The sequence below is a fragment of the Burkholderia sp. Bp8963 genome (assembly GCF_003854275.1).
GTDB lineage: Bacteria > Pseudomonadota > Gammaproteobacteria > Burkholderiales > Burkholderiaceae > Burkholderia.
The window spans coordinates 62,321-78,766 of sequence record NZ_QTQP01000010.1; the positions used below are offsets into that span (position 1 = coordinate 62,321).

At 67.4% G+C, this 16,446-nt stretch carries 12 protein-coding genes and 1 riboswitch; of the genes, 10 read left to right on the forward strand and 2 right to left on the reverse strand.

Translation table 11 applies throughout. The annotated features are described in order from the left end of the window. The first annotated feature begins 177 nt into the window (after nucleotides 1-177). The 3 genes from DID96_RS10890 (at nucleotide 178) to DID96_RS10905 (ending at nucleotide 7,442) form a co-directional block, all read left to right on the forward strand. Nucleotides 178-891 (forward strand): transposase, encoded by a 714-nt coding sequence (locus DID96_RS10890; RefSeq protein WP_124599339.1) that lies wholly within the window; start codon nucleotides 178-180, stop codon nucleotides 889-891. A gap of 292 nt (nucleotides 892-1,183) precedes the next feature. Further along, a complete protein-coding gene (locus DID96_RS10900; protein WP_124599340.1) occupies nucleotides 1,184-5,887 on the forward strand; it encodes a glutamate synthase-related protein in 4,704 nt (1,567 codons plus the stop codon). Between the two features lie 88 nt (nucleotides 5,888-5,975). Beyond that, entirely contained in the window at nucleotides 5,976-7,442 is a 1,467-nt protein-coding gene (locus DID96_RS10905; protein WP_124599341.1) for a glutamate synthase subunit beta, read from the forward strand. A 115-nt stretch (nucleotides 7,443-7,557) separates the two neighbouring features. Here DID96_RS10905 and DID96_RS10910 read toward each other — a convergent pair whose 3' ends face one another. Next, entirely contained in the window at nucleotides 7,558-7,956 is a 399-nt protein-coding gene (locus DID96_RS10910) for a hypothetical protein (protein WP_124599342.1), read from the reverse strand. Here DID96_RS10910 and DID96_RS10915 point away from each other — a divergent pair. From DID96_RS10915 to thpR, 3 genes are all read left to right on the forward strand, one after another. Further along, nucleotides 7,940-8,305, forward strand: coding sequence for a hypothetical protein (locus DID96_RS10915; protein WP_124599343.1), 366 nt, complete (start codon nucleotides 7,940-7,942; stop codon nucleotides 8,303-8,305). The two genes, DID96_RS10910 and DID96_RS10915, sit on opposite strands and share 17 nt — an antisense overlap. Before the next feature lie 232 nt (nucleotides 8,306-8,537). Next, on the forward strand, nucleotides 8,538-10,025 hold the full coding sequence (locus DID96_RS10920) for a sodium:alanine symporter family protein (RefSeq protein ID WP_124599344.1): 1,488 nt from the start codon (nucleotides 8,538-8,540) through the stop codon (nucleotides 10,023-10,025). Nucleotides 10,026-10,027: 2 nt separating this feature from the next. Continuing rightward, nucleotides 10,028-10,612: an RNA 2',3'-cyclic phosphodiesterase gene (gene thpR / locus DID96_RS10925; RefSeq protein ID WP_124599345.1), complete on the forward strand. Its 585-nt coding sequence runs from the start codon at nucleotides 10,028-10,030 to the stop codon at nucleotides 10,610-10,612. A 128-nt stretch (nucleotides 10,613-10,740) separates the two neighbouring features. On the opposite strand, the gene DID96_RS10930 is transcribed toward thpR, so the two are convergent. After that, nucleotides 10,741-12,501, reverse strand: a complete 1,761-nt coding sequence (locus DID96_RS10930; protein WP_124599346.1) for an ABC transporter ATP-binding protein/permease — start codon at nucleotides 12,499-12,501, stop codon at nucleotides 10,741-10,743. A gap of 267 nt (nucleotides 12,502-12,768) precedes the next feature. Continuing rightward, nucleotides 12,769-12,891, forward strand: a riboswitch (TPP riboswitch). Between the two features lie 217 nt (nucleotides 12,892-13,108). On the opposite strand from DID96_RS10930, the gene DID96_RS10935 reads away from it, so the two are divergent. The 4 genes from DID96_RS10935 to thiE are packed head-to-tail and all read left to right on the forward strand — an operon-like array spanning nucleotide 13,109 to nucleotide 16,430. Further along, nucleotides 13,109-14,245 carry an FAD-dependent oxidoreductase gene (locus DID96_RS10935; protein ID WP_124599347.1) on the forward strand — a complete coding sequence of 379 codons (1,137 nt, stop codon included), beginning with the start codon at nucleotides 13,109-13,111 and terminating at the stop codon, nucleotides 14,243-14,245. 35 nt (nucleotides 14,246-14,280) lie between these two features. After that, on the forward strand, nucleotides 14,281-14,478 hold the full coding sequence (thiS, locus tag DID96_RS10940) for a sulfur carrier protein ThiS (protein WP_124599348.1): 198 nt from the start codon (nucleotides 14,281-14,283) through the stop codon (nucleotides 14,476-14,478). A gap of 42 nt (nucleotides 14,479-14,520) precedes the next feature. Further along, on the forward strand, nucleotides 14,521-15,336 hold the full coding sequence (locus tag DID96_RS10945; protein WP_124599349.1) for a thiazole synthase: 816 nt from the start codon (nucleotides 14,521-14,523) through the stop codon (nucleotides 15,334-15,336). Next, nucleotides 15,333-16,430: a thiamine phosphate synthase gene (gene thiE / locus DID96_RS10950; RefSeq protein WP_124599350.1), complete on the forward strand. Its 1,098-nt coding sequence runs from the start codon at nucleotides 15,333-15,335 to the stop codon at nucleotides 16,428-16,430. Before DID96_RS10945 ends, thiE begins: the two co-directional genes overlap by 4 nt. Nucleotides 16,431-16,446 lie beyond the last annotated feature (16 nt).

A 16,446-nucleotide genomic window follows, 5' to 3' on the forward strand; every position in this document is an offset into this window, starting at 1 on the left:
CAAAGGCGTGCTCATTATGACTACGGCGTTTAAAACCAAACAAGCTCGTAAGTTAGAGTTTTCTCCCTAGGATTCGCACGACCGTACGTTTCGGCGCACCGTGGGCAAAGGGTTCTACGGAAGTGCGCACCATCGGACCTTCGGGTATCTCCTAACGCGATCAAACGGACATTCAGCATGGCACGGCTAGCACGACTCTACGTTCCCGACCAGCCGCAGCACGTGATATTGCGCGGCCTGGATCAGCAACCCGCGTTCGTCGACGACCAGGACTACGAGCTCTTCATCGATTGTCTGAAGGCCGCGGCGCGCGATCACCACCTCGCGGTGCACGCATACGTGCTGCTGCCGCGCCAGGTGCAGCTTCTCGTGACGCCGAGCGACGAGGCCAGCCTGCCGAAGGCGATGCAGGCAGTCGGACGTCGCTACGTCGCCCATTTCAACCGACGCTATTCGCGGCGCGGCACCCTGTGGGAAGGCCGCTATCGCGCGACCGTGATCGAAGGCGAGCGCTATTTCCTGCTCGCGAGCCGCGTGGTCGAGTTGAGCCCCGTGCGCGCGCAGCTTGCCGCGACGCCGGATGCCTATCGGTGGTCGAGCTACCGGCATCACATCGGGCTCACCGTCGACAGCCTGATCACCGACCATCCGCTCTACTGGGCGCTCGGCAACACGCCGTTCGAACGCCAGCGCGCGTACAAGGAGCTGTGCGAGCAGCCGCTCGACGAGCGGCAGGCCGACCAGCTCCAGCAGGCGACGCTGAAGGGCTGGGTGCTCGGCGGCGAGAACTACCGCGAATGGGCGGCGCGTACCGCGAACCGGCGCGTGTCGCCGCTGCCGCGCGGGCGTCCTCGCAAGGTGCGTGAGAACACGCCGCCGATCCAGCAGTAAGGGCTGGCAGGCGGAACGGGAGGCGGCGCTGCGGGCGCCGCTTCTTTTTGCACCAAAATGATACGACCCCAATAAAACGGCACCAGATCGATGCATCGGTTTAATTGGGGCCGTATCACACGGTTTTTGTTGCTATTCCTTTGATTCGTCGCGTATATTCCGAATTCCGGTGGCCCGGGCGAAGCATGCCCCACCCACTGTCGGCCGCGCCGCCTCCCGCCGGGAAGCGGGAAACGGCGGCAACAAGAAAATGGTTCAACGGCCCTCGAGGCCCCTTTACGACGGTGTCCCCATGAACGACCACCAGCAGCCGCTCACCGCGGTGCCCGCCGCGCAAGGTCTGTATGACCCGCAAAACGAACACGACGCCTGCGGCGTCGGCTTCGTCGCACACATCAAGGGCAAGAAGAGCCACGAGATCATCGAACAGGGTCTGAAGATCCTCGAGAATCTCGACCACCGCGGCGCGGTCGGCGCCGATCCGCTGATGGGCGACGGCGCGGGCATCCTGATCCAGATTCCGGACGCGTTCTACCGCGAGGAAATGGCGAAGCAGGACGTCACGCTGCCGCCGGCCGGCGAGTACGGCGTGGGGATGATCTTCCTGCCGAAGGAAAACGCGTCGCGGATCGCGTGCGAGCAGGAGCTCGAGCGCACCGTGAAGGCAGAGGGCCAGGTCGTGCTGGGCTGGCGCGACGTGCCGGTCGACCACGCGATGCCGATCTCGCCGGCCGTGAAGGCGAGCGAGCCGCTGATCCGCCAGATCTTCATCGGCCGCGGCAAGGACATCATGGTGACGGACGCGCTCGAGCGTAAGCTCTACGTGATCCGCAAGACGGCCAGCCACCGCATCCAGGCGCTGAAGCTGAAGCACGGCAAGGAATACTTCGTGCCGTCGATGTCGGCGCGCACGATCGTCTACAAGGGCCTGCTGCTCGCGGGCCAGGTCGGCGTCTACTACCGCGACCTGCAGGACGCGCGCACCGTGTCGGCGCTCGCGCTCGTGCACCAGCGCTTCTCGACCAACACGTTCCCGGCATGGGAACTGGCTCACCCGTACCGGATGATCGCGCACAACGGCGAGATCAACACCGTGAAGGGCAACGTCAACTGGCTGAACGCGCGTACCGGCGCGATCGCGTCGCACGTGCTCGGCGACGACCTGCCGAAGCTCTGGCCGCTGATCTACCCGGGCCAGTCGGATACCGCATCGTTCGACAACTGTCTCGAGCTGCTCGTGATGGCGGGCTACCCGCTCGTGCACGCGGTGATGATGATGATCCCGGAAGCGTGGGAACAGCACACGCTGATGGACGAGAACCGCCGCGCGTTCTACGAATACCACGCCGCGATGATGGAGCCGTGGGACGGCCCCGCCGCGATCGCGTTCACCGACGGCCGCCAGATCGGCGCGACGCTCGACCGCAACGGCCTGCGCCCGGCGCGCTACATCGTGACCGACGACGATCTCGTGATCATGGCGTCGGAAGCCGGCACGCTGCCGATCCCCGAGTCGAAGATCGTCAAGAAGTGGCGCCTGCAGCCGGGCAAGATGTTCCTGATCGACATGGAACACGGCCGCATCATCGACGACAAGGAGCTCAAGGACAACCTCGCGAACGCGAAGCCGTACAAGAGCTGGATCGACGCCGTGCGCATCAAGCTCGACGAGATCGAGCCGAAGGCCGAGGAAGTTGCCGCAGGCCGCGTCGAGGGCGCCGCGCTGCTCGACCGCCAGCAGGCGTTCGGCTATACGCAGGAAGACCTGAAGTTCCTGATGGCGCCGATGGCGCAGCAGGGCGAGGAGGCGGTCGGCTCGATGGGCAACGACTCGCCGCTCGCGGTGATGTCGAACAAGAACAAGACGCTCTATCACTACTTCAAGCAGCTGTTCGCGCAGGTCACGAACCCGCCGATCGACCCGATCCGCGAGAACATGGTGATGTCGCTCGTGTCGTTCATCGGCCCGAAGCCGAACCTGCTCGACACGAACAACATCAACCCGCCGATGCGGCTCGAAGTGTCGCAGCCGGTGCTCGACTTCAAGGACATCGCGAAGATCCGCGCGATCGACCAGTACACGGGCGGCAAGTTCAGCTCGTACGAACTGAGCATCTGCTACCCGGTCGCGTGGGGCAAGGAAGGCATCGAGGCGCGCCTTGCGTCGCTGTGCGCGGAAGCCGTCGACGCGGTGAAGTCCGGCTACAACATCCTGATCGTGTCGGACCGCAAGACCGATGCCGAGCACGTCGCGATCCCCGCGCTGCTCGCGACCTCGGCGATCCACACGCACCTCGTCCAGCAGGGGCTGCGCACGAGCACGGGCCTCGTCGTCGAGACGGGCTCCGCGCGTGAGACGCACCACTTCGCGCTGCTCGCGGGCTACGGCGCGGAAGCCGTGCACCCGTACCTCGCGATGGAAACGCTCGCGAAGATGGCCGACGGCCTGACGGGCGACCTGTCGCCGGAGAAGGCCGTCTACAATTTCACGAAGGCGGTCGGCAAGGGCCTGCAGAAGGTGATGTCGAAGATGGGCATCTCGACGTACATGTCGTACACGGGCGCGCAGATCTTCGAAGCGCTTGGCCTCGCGACCGACCTCGTCGAGAAGTACTTCAAGGGCACGGCATCGAAGGTCGGCGGCATCGGCCTGTTCGAAGTCGCGGAAGAGGCGATCCGCCTGCACCGCGACGCGTTCGGCGACAACCCGGTGCTGCGCGACATGCTCGACGCGGGCGGCGAGTACGCGTACCGCGTGCGCGGCGAGGACCACATGTGGACGCCGGATTCGATCGCGAAGCTGCAGCACGCGACGCGCAGCAACTCGTACCAGACGTACAAGGAATACGCACACCTGATCAACGATCAGACGAAGCGCCACATGACGTTCCGCGGGCTGTTCGAATTCAAGGTGTCGCCGGCGAAGGCGATTCCGATCGACGAAGTCGAATCGGCGAAGGAGATCGTCAAGCGCTTCGCGACGGGCGCAATGTCGCTCGGCTCGATCAGCACCGAGGCGCACGCGACGCTCGCGATCGCGATGAACCGGATCGGCGGCAAGTCGAACACCGGCGAAGGCGGCGAGGACGACAAGCGCTATCGCAACGAGCTGCGCGGCATTCCGATCAAGTCGGGCGAGTCGCTGAAGTCGGTGATCGGCGACGAGATCGTCAGCGACATCCCGCTGAAGGATGGCGATTCGCTGCGCTCGAAGATCAAGCAGGTCGCGTCGGGCCGCTTCGGCGTGACGGCCGAGTATCTCGCGTCGGCCGACCAGATCCAGATCAAGATGGCGCAGGGCGCGAAGCCGGGCGAAGGCGGCCAGCTGCCGGGCCACAAGGTGTCCGATTACATCGGCAAGCTGCGCTACTCGGTGCCGGGCGTCGGCCTGATCTCGCCGCCGCCGCACCACGACATCTACTCGATCGAGGATCTCGCGCAACTGATCCACGACCTGAAGAACGTGAACCCGAGCTCGAGCATCTCGGTGAAGCTCGTGTCGGAAGTGGGCGTCGGCACGGTCGCGGCAGGCGTCGCGAAGGCGAAGGCCGATCACGTCGTGATCGCCGGCCATGACGGCGGCACCGGCGCGTCGCCGCTGTCGTCGGTCAAGCACGCAGGCACGCCGTGGGAACTCGGCCTTGCCGAAACGCAGCAGACGCTGGTGCTGAACCGCCTGCGCGGCCGCATCCGCGTGCAGGCCGACGGCCAGATGAAGACGGGCCGCGACGTCGTGATCGGCGCGCTGCTCGGCGCGGACGAATTCGGCTTCGCGACGGCGCCGCTCGTCGTCGAAGGCTGCATCATGATGCGCAAGTGCCACCTGAACACGTGCCCGGTCGGCGTCGCGACGCAGGACCCCGTGCTGCGCGCGAAGTTCTCGGGCCAGCCGGAACACGTCGTCAACTACTTCTTCTTCGTTGCCGAGGAAGTGCGCGAGATCATGGCGCAGCTCGGCATCGCGAAGTTCGACGACCTGGTCGGCCGCGCCGACCTGCTCGACACGCGCAAGGGCGTCGAGCACTGGAAGGCGAAGGGTCTCGACTTCTCGCGCGTGTTCTACCAGCCGGAAGACTGCGAGGAAGTCGCACCGCGTCACGTCGACGTGCAGGATCACGGCCTCGAGCGCGCGCTCGACCATGTGCTGATCGAGAAGGCGAAGGCCGCGATCGAGAACGGCGAACATGTGTCGTTCATCCAGCCGGTGCGCAACGTGAACCGCACGGTCGGCGCGATGCTGTCGGGCGTGATCGCGAAGAAGCATGGCCACGACGGTCTCGACGACGATGCGGTGCACATCCAGCTGAAGGGCACGGCCGGCCAGAGCTTCGGCGCGTTCCTCGCGAAGGGCGTGACGCTCGACCTCGTCGGCGACGGCAACGACTACGTCGGCAAGGGCCTGTCGGGCGGCCGGATCATCATCCGTCCGACCAACGACTTCCGCGGCAAGTCCGAGGAAAACATCATCTGCGGCAACACGGTGATGTACGGCGCGATCGAGGGCGAGGCCTTCTTCCGTGGCGTCGCGGGCGAACGCTTCTGCGTGCGCAACTCGGGCGCGACGGCGGTCGTCGAAGGCACCGGCGACCACGGCTGCGAATACATGACGGGCGGCACGGTCGTCGTGCTCGGCGAGACGGGCCGCAACTTCGCGGCCGGCATGTCGGGCGGCGTCGCGTACATGTACGACCCGGAAGGCACGTTCGCGGCGAAGTGCAACAAGTCGATGGTCGCGCTCGAGCCGGTGCTGCAGCAGGCCGAACAGGAGCGCACGGTCGACCGCGCGCTCTGGCACGCAGGCACGACGGACGAAGCGCTGCTCAAGGGGCTCGTCGAGCGTCACTTCCAGTTCACCGGTTCGCCGCGCGCGAAATCGCTGCTGGAAAACTGGGACGCGGCGCGGCGCCAGTTCGTGAAGGTGTTCCCGCACGAATACAAGCGCGCGCTGGGCGAGATCGGTGCGAAGAAGGCGGCGAAGGAAGAACTGGCCGCCTGAGCGACGAACGACATAGCAGAGGCCGCGCGCGCGTGACTGTCGCGCGCGCGGCTCCCCCACCCGATACACGGAATCAGAAGAGCACCTTATGGGCAAGGCAACCGGTTTTCTGGAGTTCGAACGCCGCCACGAGGCGTACGAAGCACCGCTCACGCGCGTGAAGCACTACAAGGAATTCGTCGCGGCGCTGTCCGACGCGGATGCGAAGGTGCAGGGCGCGCGCTGCATGGACTGCGGCATCCCGTTCTGCAACAACGGCTGTCCGGTCAACAACATCATCCCGGACTTCAACGACCTGGTGTATCGCCAGGACTGGCGTCAGGCGATCGAGGTCCTGCACTCGACCAACAACTTCCCGGAATTCACGGGCCGCATCTGCCCGGCGCCGTGCGAAGCCGCGTGCACGCTCGGGATCAACGACGATCCGGTCGGCATCAAGTCGATCGAGCACGCGATCATCGACAAGGCGTGGGCGGAAGGCTGGGTGGCACCGCAGCCGGCTGCGCACAAGACGGGCAAGAAGGTCGCAGTGGTCGGCTCGGGGCCTGCGGGCCTCGCCGCCGCGCAGCAGCTCGCGCGCGCGGGCCACGACGTGACAGTGTTCGAGAAGAGCGATCGGGTCGGCGGCCTGCTGCGTTACGGGATCCCCGACTTCAAGCTCGAGAAGTGGCTGATCGACCGCCGCATGCGCCAGATGGAAGCGGAAGGCGTGACGTTCCGCACCAGCGTGTTCATCGGCAAGGATGCGCTGCCCGACTCGATCGGCAACATGGCGAAGGAGACCATCTCGCCGGCGACGCTGAAGGAAGAGTTCGACGCGGTCGTGATCGCGGGCGGCTCGGAAACGCCGCGCGACCTGCCGGTGCCGGGCCGCGAGCTGGCCGGTATCCATTACGCGATGGACTTCCTGCCGCAGCAGAACCGCGTGAACGCCGGCGACAAGCTGGCCGACCAGCTGCTCGCGAAGGGCAAGCACGTCGTCGTGATCGGCGGCGGCGATACGGGTTCGGACTGCGTCGGCACGTCGAACCGTCACGGCGCGAAGGGCGTCACGCAGTTCGAGCTGCTGCCGCAGCCGCCGGAAGAGGAAAACAAGCCGCTCGTGTGGCCGTACTGGCCGATCAAGCTGCGCACGTCGTCGTCGCACGAGGAAGGTTGCGAGCGCGACTGGGCGGTCGCGACGAAGCGTTTCGAAGGCAAGAACGGCAAGGTCGAGAAGCTGATCGCGGCGCGCGTCGAGTGGAAGGACGGCAAGATGCAGGAAGTGCCGGGCTCGGAGTTCGAGATGAAGGCCGATCTGGTGCTGCTCGCAATGGGCTTCACGCAGCCGGCTTCTCCGGTGCTCGAGGCATTCGGCGTCGACAAGGACGCGCGCGGCAACGCGCGTGCGGCGACCGAAGGCGATCGCGCGTACTACACGTCGGTCGACAAGGTGTTCGCGGCGGGCGACATGCGCCGCGGCCAGTCGCTCGTCGTGTGGGCGATCCGCGAAGGCCGGCAGTGCGCGCGCTCGGTCGATGCGTACCTGATGGGGCATTCGGAACTGCCGCGGTAAGCGCAGTCCGTTAGCCGTCGAACCAGGCCGGGCGTCCGAGAGGGCGCCCGGTTTTTTTATGGCTGCCGCCGGGACGACGGCCAAACGTCAGGCGTCGGCATATGCCGACGCCTGATTACTTCTCCTGCCGACGGGCGGAATCATTTGGACGGCTCGGCTGAGTCAGGGGAAGCTGTTGGATTTTTCCGAAGCCGGTGATGCGACCCTTGCAATCGATCGTTGCGCCATATGTTCCTTCGCGCGCGCTCAGATTGAATCCCCACCAGCCAAGTGCGTCTGCGTGATATCGAGGATTGTTCTCAAACCGGACGTTCGTCAAGCGATATCCCCTCTCTTTGGCGAACACGAGAATCCTCGCCTCGAGTTCTGCGGCGGGTGCGTCGGGGCAACTGCCTTCGTCTTTCTCGTACCTTGCCCCCACGACGATGACAAGCAGCAGCAAAACAAGCACGATGGGCGTCGCGATAAGCCAGAGTGTCAACCGAATCATGCGCCGCATGAAAGTCGAAGTCATGATTGAGCAAGCTCCATGTCTGCTGACCATGTCGAAACGGATATCCGGGCCTGGTGGCGAAGTCCTGCGCTATTCGCGGCCCGGCCGCATTGCTCCGCCTTGTCCCGAAACCGGTGATACGACCGTCGCAATCGATCGTTGCGACGTAGCTTGCTTCGCGCGACCTCAGGTCGAATTCCCACCTGTCGAGCGTGTCGGCATGGTAGCGGCTCGTGCCGACGAATTCGACCTCGTCGGTGAGGATGCCGTGCTCCTTCGCAAACGCGAGAATCTTTGCTTCGAATGCCGCGACCGATGCGTTGGGGCAAATGCCTTCGTCCCTCTTCTGCGAGATCGCGGTTCCTGCTGAATTCACCAATGTACGATCGAGTGGCGCCCACCACGCTTTCGCGCGCCGGGCAATGAGCGCCGGCACTCCGCATTTTCGCGAAGCGTCGTCTAATCTGATCTCATCCGTCGCCGATTTTCCGTCATCCCGTTTTCTTTCGTTTTGTAATAATCATTTCGAATTGTCATATCATGTCGCCCCTCGGGCCGCGGAGTGCGGCCGACATGACTGACCCCATTTAAAAGGACACTGGATGGAAGCACTCGTGCAAGGGTTGATCGACGCCGTCAACGGCGTGTTGTGGAACTACGTGCTGATCGCGCTGCTGCTCGGCGTGGGCGCATGGTTCACGCTGCGGTTCCGGATGATCCAGCTGAAGGCGCTGTTCCTCAGCATGCGCCTCGTCGGCAGCAAGGGCGAGCCGGGCAGCATCTCGTCGTTCCAGGCGTTCGCGACCGGCCTTGCGAGCCGCGTCGGCACCGGCAACATCGCCGGCGTCGCGGTCGCGCTGACGGTCGGCGGGCCGGGCGCGATCTTCTGGATGTGGATCACGGCCCTGGTCGGGATGTCGTCCGCGTTCGTCGAGGCGACGCTCGCGCAGATCTTCAAGGTCTCGCATCCGGACGGCTCGTTTCGCGGCGGCCCTGCGTACTACATCCAGACCGGCCTGCGCTCGCGCGGCTTCGGCGTGCTGTTTTCGCTGTCGCTGATCCTTGCGTTCGGTTTCGTGTTCAACGCGGTGCAGTCGAACGCGATCGCCGATGCGTTTCACGTGTCGTTCGGCTGGAGCCGCGCCGCAGTCGGTTTCGGCCTCGTGCTGCTGACTGCGCCGATCATTTTCGGCGGGATCCGCCGGATCGCGACCGTTGCGCAGGTGATCGTGCCGCTGATGGCGATCGGCTACCTCGCGCTCGCGGTCTACGCGGTCGCGACGCACATCGCGATGGTGCCCGGCGTGATCGCGCTGATCGTGAAGAGCGCGTTCGGCCTCGAGCAGGCGGCGGGCGGCCTGACCGGCTATGCGGTCAGCCAGGCGATCGCGATCGGCGTGAAGCGCGGGCTGTTCTCGAACGAAGCGGGGATGGGCAGCGCGCCGAACGCGGCGGCGACGGCCAGCACCCGGCATCCGGTCACGCAGGGGCTGATCCAGATGCTCGGCGTGTTCGTCGACACGATCGTGATCTGCAGCGCGACCGCGTTCGTGATCCTGCTGTCGGGCCAGTACGAGATCGGCACCGGGATGGAAGGCGCGGCGCTCACGCAGCGTGCGATCTCGAGCCACGTCGGCGACTGGGGCGGCATCTACATGGCGGTCGCGATCTTCTTCCTCGCGTTCTCGTCGGTGATCGGCAATTACGCGTACGCGGAAGGCAACGTCGAGTTCATCACGAAGCGGCGGGGCGTGCTGCCGCTGTTCCGCATCGCGGTGCTCGGGATGGTGATGTTCGGCAGCGTCGGCCAGCTTCCGCTCGTGTGGGCGATGGCCGACACGAGCATGGGCCTGATGGCGATCATCAACCTGATCGCGATCGTCGCGCTCGGCAAGTACGCGCACGCCGCATGGCGCGATTACCGCCGCCAGCGCGCGGCAGGCGCCACCGACCCGGTGTTCACGCGCAACACGATTCCGGAACTCGCACGCGTGCTGCCGGCCGACGTCTGGGGCGAGCACGGCCCGCTGCCGCAACGTCCGGCGGCGGCGCCCGAAGCCGGGGCCGCACCCGGCGTCGCGGTGCGCTGACCATGGACGGCGACCGGCTCCGTGCATTCGTCGCGCTGATGCCCGACGCGGCATCGCGCGATGCGTTGCACGCGTTGCCGGTCGCGCGCGGCGCGCGGCGCACGCAGCCCGAACAGCTTCACGTGACGCTCGCGTTTCTCGGCGCGATCGAGCGCGATCGGTGCGACATGCTCGCCGCGCGGCTGCCGACGCTGGCGGCCGCGAACGCGCTGCCGCGGCAGCAGGTCGAGCGGCTCGCGTGGTGGCCGAGCCTGCCGAAGGCGCGCCTGATCGTCGCGGAGCTCGGCGCCGAACCGGCGCTGGTCGCGCTGAACGATGCGCTCGTCGCGGCGTTGCGGGATCTCGGCCTGCCGACCGAGCGCCGGCCGTTCCGGCCGCACGTGACGCTCGCGCGGCTGCCGCACTATGCGGTCGGGCAGCCCGCGCACGGCGGCGTGTTGCGCGAGCCGGTCGCGTTGCGTTTCGATGCGCTCACGCTGTTCGAGAGCCACTTGTCGCGCGACGGCGCGTCACACCGGCCGATCGTGTCGGCGGAAATCGTGCTGGCGGATAAGGGGGAGGGCGGAGAACCTGCTTGTACCAATTAGAGCAGGCTCGTGCCGGTCACGCGTGGCGCGTCGACGGGAATGGCCGACCGGGGCGGGCCGATGCTGGCGGCCGGCTGGCGGCGGCCGAAATGCCGGAATGCCCGGGGGTTGCCGCCAGCCAACAACGATTACGCGGCGACCCTGTCGCTGTCGCTCACGCGTTCGACGTTGATCGTGCCGCCGTGGTACGCCGCGAGCGATTCGCGGTGCGCGATGCTGACGATCGCGGCCTGCGGCAGCCGCTCGTTGAACAGGTGATAGAGGCGCGCTTCGTTGTCTGCGTCGAGCGCGCTCGTCGCTTCGTCGAGGAACAGGAAGTCGGGCTTGTGCAGCAGCACGCGCGCGCCCGCGAGACGCTGCTGTTCGCCCGGCGACAGCACGCGCGTCCAGTGCGCGGTTTCGCCGAGCCGGTCGACATACTCCTCGAGCCGGCACGCGCGCAGCGCGTCGCGGCATGCTTCGTCGCTGAACACGTCGGCGGTGGCCGGGTAGGTGAGCGCGGCCTTCAGCGTGCCGATCGGCAGATAGCTCGTTTGCGGCACGAACATCATCCGCGCGCCGACCGGTGCGTCGATCGCGCCGTCGCCGAACGGCCACAGGCCCGCGAGCGCGCGCATGAACGTGCTCTTGCCCGAACCCGACTTGCCGATTACGAGCCAGCGCGAGCCGGGCTCGATCGTGACGGTGCCGATGTCCGCGAGCGCGTTGCCGTTCGGCAGCGCGAGCTTCAGCGACGACGTCGACAACTGCTCGCTGTCGACGTAGTGGAGGTTGATGCCGCCGTGCTCGGTCGCGGGCGACACGCTTTCCTTCAGGTGCGACGCGCCCATCACGCGCTTGAATTCGCGCAGACGGTTGACCGTCGCGCGCCATTCGACGAGGGTGCTGTAGCTGTTGATGAACCAGGAGAACGAGTCGCTGACGGTGTTGAACGCGGACGAGATCTGCATCAGCACGCCGAACGAGAACGCGCCCGCGAAGTAGCGCGGCGCGGCGACGACGAGCGGGAAGATGATCGCGATCTGGCCGTAGAAGCTCAGCACGAACGTGAGCCGCTTCGTGTACTTCATCACGCGCCACCAGTTGTCGCGGATCCGCATGAACAGGTTGTGCGCGTTGCCGTTCTCGGTGTTCTCGCCGTCGTAGAACGCGATCTGCTCGGCGTTCTCGCGCACGCGGATCAGCCCGAAGCGGAAATCCGCCTCGACGCGCTGCTGCTGGTAGTTGATCGACACGAGCGGATGGCCGACCTTCTGGATGATCAGCGAGCCGACCACCGCGTACAGCGCGGCTGCCCACACCATGTAGCCGGGGATCGCGATCGGCGTGCCGCCGAGCATGAACGTCAGCGCGCCCGCGAGCGACCACAGGATCGTGATGAACGACACGAGCGTGACGACCGTCGACAGCAGGTCGAGCGACAGCGACAGCGTGGTCGTCGCGAACGACTGCAGGTCGTCGGTGATCCGCTGGTCGGGGTTGTCGGCGAGGCGGTCGCGTTCGATCCGGTAGAACGCGCGGTCGCCGAGCCACTGGCCGAGGAAGCGCTCGGTGAGCCACTGGCGCCAGCGGAAGCCGAGCATCTGCCGCAGGTAGCGGCCATACACGGCGAGGATGATGAAGCCGAACGCGAGCGCCGAGAACTGCATCAGCAGGTTCGGGAAGTCGTGGACGTCCTTCGATTGCAGTGCGTTGTAGAACTCCGCGTTCCATTTGTTGAGCCGCACGTTGATCCAGACGACGCAGAGGTTGATCACGATGATCGTGGCGAGCAGCCCCCACGCGATTTTCCATTCGGACGAGACCCAGTAGGGCTTGATGAGGCTCCACGCGGATACCGGGCGCTCGTCCTGCGGTGCGTCGTGGGCGGTGTGGGTCGATTGGGTCATGTGCTTCCTGATGAGTAGCCGGCGCGCGCCAGGTGAAGCCGCGCGCGCCGCGGAACGGCATGCCGGGAAAAGGCGCCCATCGCGCGGGCGTTCCGGATGGTGACCCGCGCGTCTTAAACGGCCCTTAACGGCCGGCGGTGACACGGCGGCCGGCACGTGAAACGCGTGCCGGCCTGCGGGCATTGTGCCAGACCGGCGTGCGGCATCGGTGAAATTGCCGACCGGGGACAGTTTGCGGCCGTTTCCGCTTTTATGGTCTAATGGCCGTCGACGAAACAGGGGTGCTTCGTGCGCAGCCGGCAGATGGTCCGGGCGGCGCGGCGAGGCTGAGAGAGACCCTTTGCACCCGATCCGGGTAATACCGGCGCGGGAAGTTTCCGATCCCGCCGGGCCGTGCTGGCTGCCTCCCCATTGCCAGCGCCCTGTCCCGCCCGGCCGGCCTTTGCTGCCGGTTTCGTCCTTTTGGGTACGCGCACTGCGCGTTACGGAAGGATGCGATGACCGTTCAATCTTCAGTCTTTTGTACCACCGTCCCGCGTGCATTCGCACGGGGCCGCGCACGTGCGTCCGCACGGCACGCATGCGTGTTCCGCGAGGAGGGCGCGCGATGACCGTCACGAATTCCCGGCCGGATTTCGCAGTACTGGGCGGCGGCCTCGTCGGCCGCCTGATTGCATGGCGGCTGGCCGGCGACGGCCACCGGGTCGCGCTCTACGAGCGCGGCGGCCCCGACGGCGAGCAGTCGGCCGCCTGGATTGCGGCCGCGATGCTCGCGCCGCTCGCCGAGGCGGCCAGCGCGGAGCTGCTGATCACCGAGCTGGGCGCCGCGTCGCTCGCCCGGTGGCCGCAATGGCTCGCCGAGCTGCCGGAACCGGTGTTCTTCCAGCATCACGGCACGCTCGTCGTCTGGCATCACGCGGATCGCGCCGAAGCGCCGCTGTTCGAGCGGCGTGTGCGTGCGAACGCGCCGGCCGAGTTGCTCGACGGCGGCTTCGTCACGCTCGCCGGCGCGCAGGTCGACGCCGCGGAGCCCGCGCTCGCGGGCCGCTTCGCGCGCGGGCTGCTGCTGCCGCGCGAAGGCCAGCTCGACAACCGCCAGGTGCTGCGCGCGCTCGCGGCGGGCCTCGCGCAGCGCGGCGTCGACACGCACTGGCACGTCGCGATCGACGCGCACAACCGGCCCGGCGCGCACTTCACGATCGACTGCCGAGGGCTCGGCGCCAAGCCCGTGCTGCCCATGCTGCGCGGGATCCGCGGCGAGGTCGCGCGCGTGCATGCGCCGGGCATCGGGCTGACGCGGCCCGTGCGGCTTCTGCATCCGCGCTATCCGCTGTACATCGCGCCGAAACAGGATGACCTGTACGTGATCGGCGCGACCGAAGTGGAGGGCGAGGACATGTCGCCCGTCAGCGTGCGTTCCGCGCTCGAGCTGTTGAGCGCCGCGTTCTCCGTGCACCCGGCATTCGGCGAGGCGCGCATCCTCGAGCTGAATGCGCAGTGCCGGCCGACGCTGCCCGATCATCGCCCGGCGCTGATCTGGGACGGCGCGGCGACGCTCGCGGTCAACGGCCTGTACCGGCACGGCTTCATGATCGCGCCGGAAGTCGCGCATGCCGCGGTCGCGCTCGCCGAGGCGGCGCTGACGGGCGCGCTCGGCGGCACGGGCGCGTTCGCCGCGTGGCGCGGCGCCGCGCGCTGGCCGGATCTTCTTCATCACCGCGACGACGCGCGCCAGCCGGCCTGACGCGCGCCGCCTTCCCGAATTCGACGAAGCACGCCATGGATATCCAGATCAATCAACAGACCCTGATGCTGCCCGACGGCGCGACGGTTGCCGATGCGCTCGCCGCATTCGGCGCGCGGCCGCCGTACGCGGTGGCGCTGAACGGCACGTTCGTCGCGCGCACCCAGCACGCGGCGCGCGCGCTCGCGGCGGGCGACAAGCTCGACGTCGTGCACCCCGTCGCGGGCGGCTGAGCGCCCGCCGGTTCGTCCCCCCGACCTTTCCAGGAACACGAGATGACGTCCCTCACCTCCGCCGACGCGCTGACGCTGTACGGCGAAACCTTCGCAAGCCGCGTGCTGATCGGCACGTCGCGCTATCCATCGCTGCAGTCGCTGTCCGATTCGATTGCCGCCGCGCGGCCCGGGATGGTGACGGTCGCGCTGCGCCGCCAGATGTCGGGCGGCACCGCCGAAGCCGGTTTCTTCGACCTGCTCAAGCGTCACGCGGTGCCGCTGTTGCCGAACACGGCCGGCTGCCAGACCGTTGCCGAGGCGTTGACCACCGCGCACATGGCGCGCGAGGTGTTCGAGACCGACTGGATCAAGCTCGAGCTGATCGGCGACGACTACACGCTTCAGCCCGATCCGGTCGGTTTGATCGAGGCCGCCGCGCAGCTGGTCAAGGACGGCTTCAAGGTGCTGCCGTACTGCACCGAGGATCTCGTGATCGGCCGGCGCCTGCTCGACGTCGGCTGTGAGGCGCTGATGCCGTGGGGCGCGCCGATCGGCACCGGCAAGGGCGTCGTGAACCCGTACGGGCTGCGCGTGCTGCGCGAGCGGCTGCCGGACGTGCCGCTGATCGTCGACGCGGGGCTCGGCGTGCCGTCGCACGCGTGCGAGGTGATGGAGTGGGGCTTCGACGGCGTGCTGCTGAACACGGCCGTGTCGCAGGCGACCCATCCGGAGATCATGGCGCGCGCGTTCGCGCAGGGCGTCGAGGCCGGCCGCGCCGCGTATCTCGCGGGGCCGATGGACGCGCGCGAAACCGCGCACGCGAGCACGCCGGTGGTCGGCATGCCGTTCTGGCACCAGGACGGAGGCGGTGCATGAGCGCGGGATTCGCCGCGGCATTCTGGCCGCCTGCCGACGAACTCGCGGAAGCGGCCGAACGGATCCGCGCGCGGCTCGGCGACTGGCCGCGCGCGACGGCGCCGTGGCGCCTGTGCGTCGCGCCGCCCGACGCGCTCGCGGACGGCGACGTGCTGATCGCATCGGAGGGCGACCACGCGACGCGAATGCATGCGCTGGTCGCGTCGCCCGGCGTCGCCGTGATCGAGTTCGGCGAACGCCACGCGGTGCTGCACTGCGCGGGCGAGCGCCATGCGCTCGATGCCGCGCACCCGCTCGCGGACGACTGGATCGCCGCGCTGGCCGCCTTCGTCGATTGCGGCTTTGCGCCGCTTGACGCGCTGGTGCTCGCGCTCGCGTGGCGCGACGGCGACGAGATGCGCACGGCCGACGCGTGGCCCGTCGACGCCGCGCGGTTTCCGCGTATCGCCGGGCTGCCGGCCGCGCCCGAGCCGGCGTTCCCGCCGTGCCCGGCGCGGCTCGGGCTGTATCCGGTCGTGCCGAGCGCCGAATGGGTCGAGCGGGTGCTCGACTGCGGCGTGTTGACCGTACAGCTGCGCGTGAAAGGCGCCGCACCCGACGTGCTGCGCGCCGAGATCGCGCGCGCGGTCGCGGCGGGGCGTCGTCATCCGGATGCGCGCGTGTTCATCAACGATCACTGGCAGATCGCCGCAGATGCCGGCGCGTACGGCGTACATCTGGGCCAGGAAGACCTCGAGACCGCCGATCTCGCCGCGATCGCGCGCGCGGGCCTGCGGCTCGGGCTGTCGAGTCACGGATATTACGAAATGTTGCGTGCGCTGTACGTGCGCCCGAGCTATCTCGCGCTCGGGCCCGTGTTTGCGACCCGGACCAAGGCTGTTGCCGCACCGCCGCAGGGGCTCGCCCGGATCGCGCGCTACGCGGCCTTCGCGGGCCCGCAGGTGCCGCTCGTCGCGATCGGCGGCGTCGCGCAGGACACCTTGCCGGCCGTACTGGCGACGGGCGTCGGCAGCGTCGCGGTGGTCAGCGCGGTGACGGGCGCCGCCGACTATCGCGCGGCGCTTGTTGCGTTGCGGCAAATGTTCACAGGATAATTTGACAATCGTTGAC

Coding starts and splice junctions, on each gene's coding strand:
- DID96_RS10890 (WP_124599339.1), top strand. CDS start 178: ATGGCACGGCTAGCACGACTCTACGTTCCCGACCAGCCGCAGCACGTG.
- DID96_RS10900 (WP_124599340.1), top strand. CDS start 1,184: ATGAACGACCACCAGCAGCCGCTCACCGCGGTGCCCGCCGCGCAAGGT.
- DID96_RS10905 (WP_124599341.1), top strand. CDS start 5,976: ATGGGCAAGGCAACCGGTTTTCTGGAGTTCGAACGCCGCCACGAGGCG.
- DID96_RS10915 (WP_124599343.1), top strand. CDS start 7,940: ATGAAAGTCGAAGTCATGATTGAGCAAGCTCCATGTCTGCTGACCATG.
- DID96_RS10910 (WP_124599342.1), bottom strand. CDS start 7,956: ATGACTTCGACTTTCATGCGGCGCATGATTCGGTTGACACTCTGGCTT.
- DID96_RS10920 (WP_124599344.1), top strand. CDS start 8,538: ATGGAAGCACTCGTGCAAGGGTTGATCGACGCCGTCAACGGCGTGTTG.
- thpR (WP_124599345.1), top strand. CDS start 10,028: ATGGACGGCGACCGGCTCCGTGCATTCGTCGCGCTGATGCCCGACGCG.
- DID96_RS10930 (WP_124599346.1), bottom strand. CDS start 12,501: ATGACCCAATCGACCCACACCGCCCACGACGCACCGCAGGACGAGCGC.
- DID96_RS10935 (WP_124599347.1), top strand. CDS start 13,109: ATGACCGTCACGAATTCCCGGCCGGATTTCGCAGTACTGGGCGGCGGC.
- thiS (WP_124599348.1), top strand. CDS start 14,281: ATGGATATCCAGATCAATCAACAGACCCTGATGCTGCCCGACGGCGCG.
- DID96_RS10945 (WP_124599349.1), top strand. CDS start 14,521: ATGACGTCCCTCACCTCCGCCGACGCGCTGACGCTGTACGGCGAAACC.
- thiE (WP_124599350.1), top strand. CDS start 15,333: ATGAGCGCGGGATTCGCCGCGGCATTCTGGCCGCCTGCCGACGAACTC.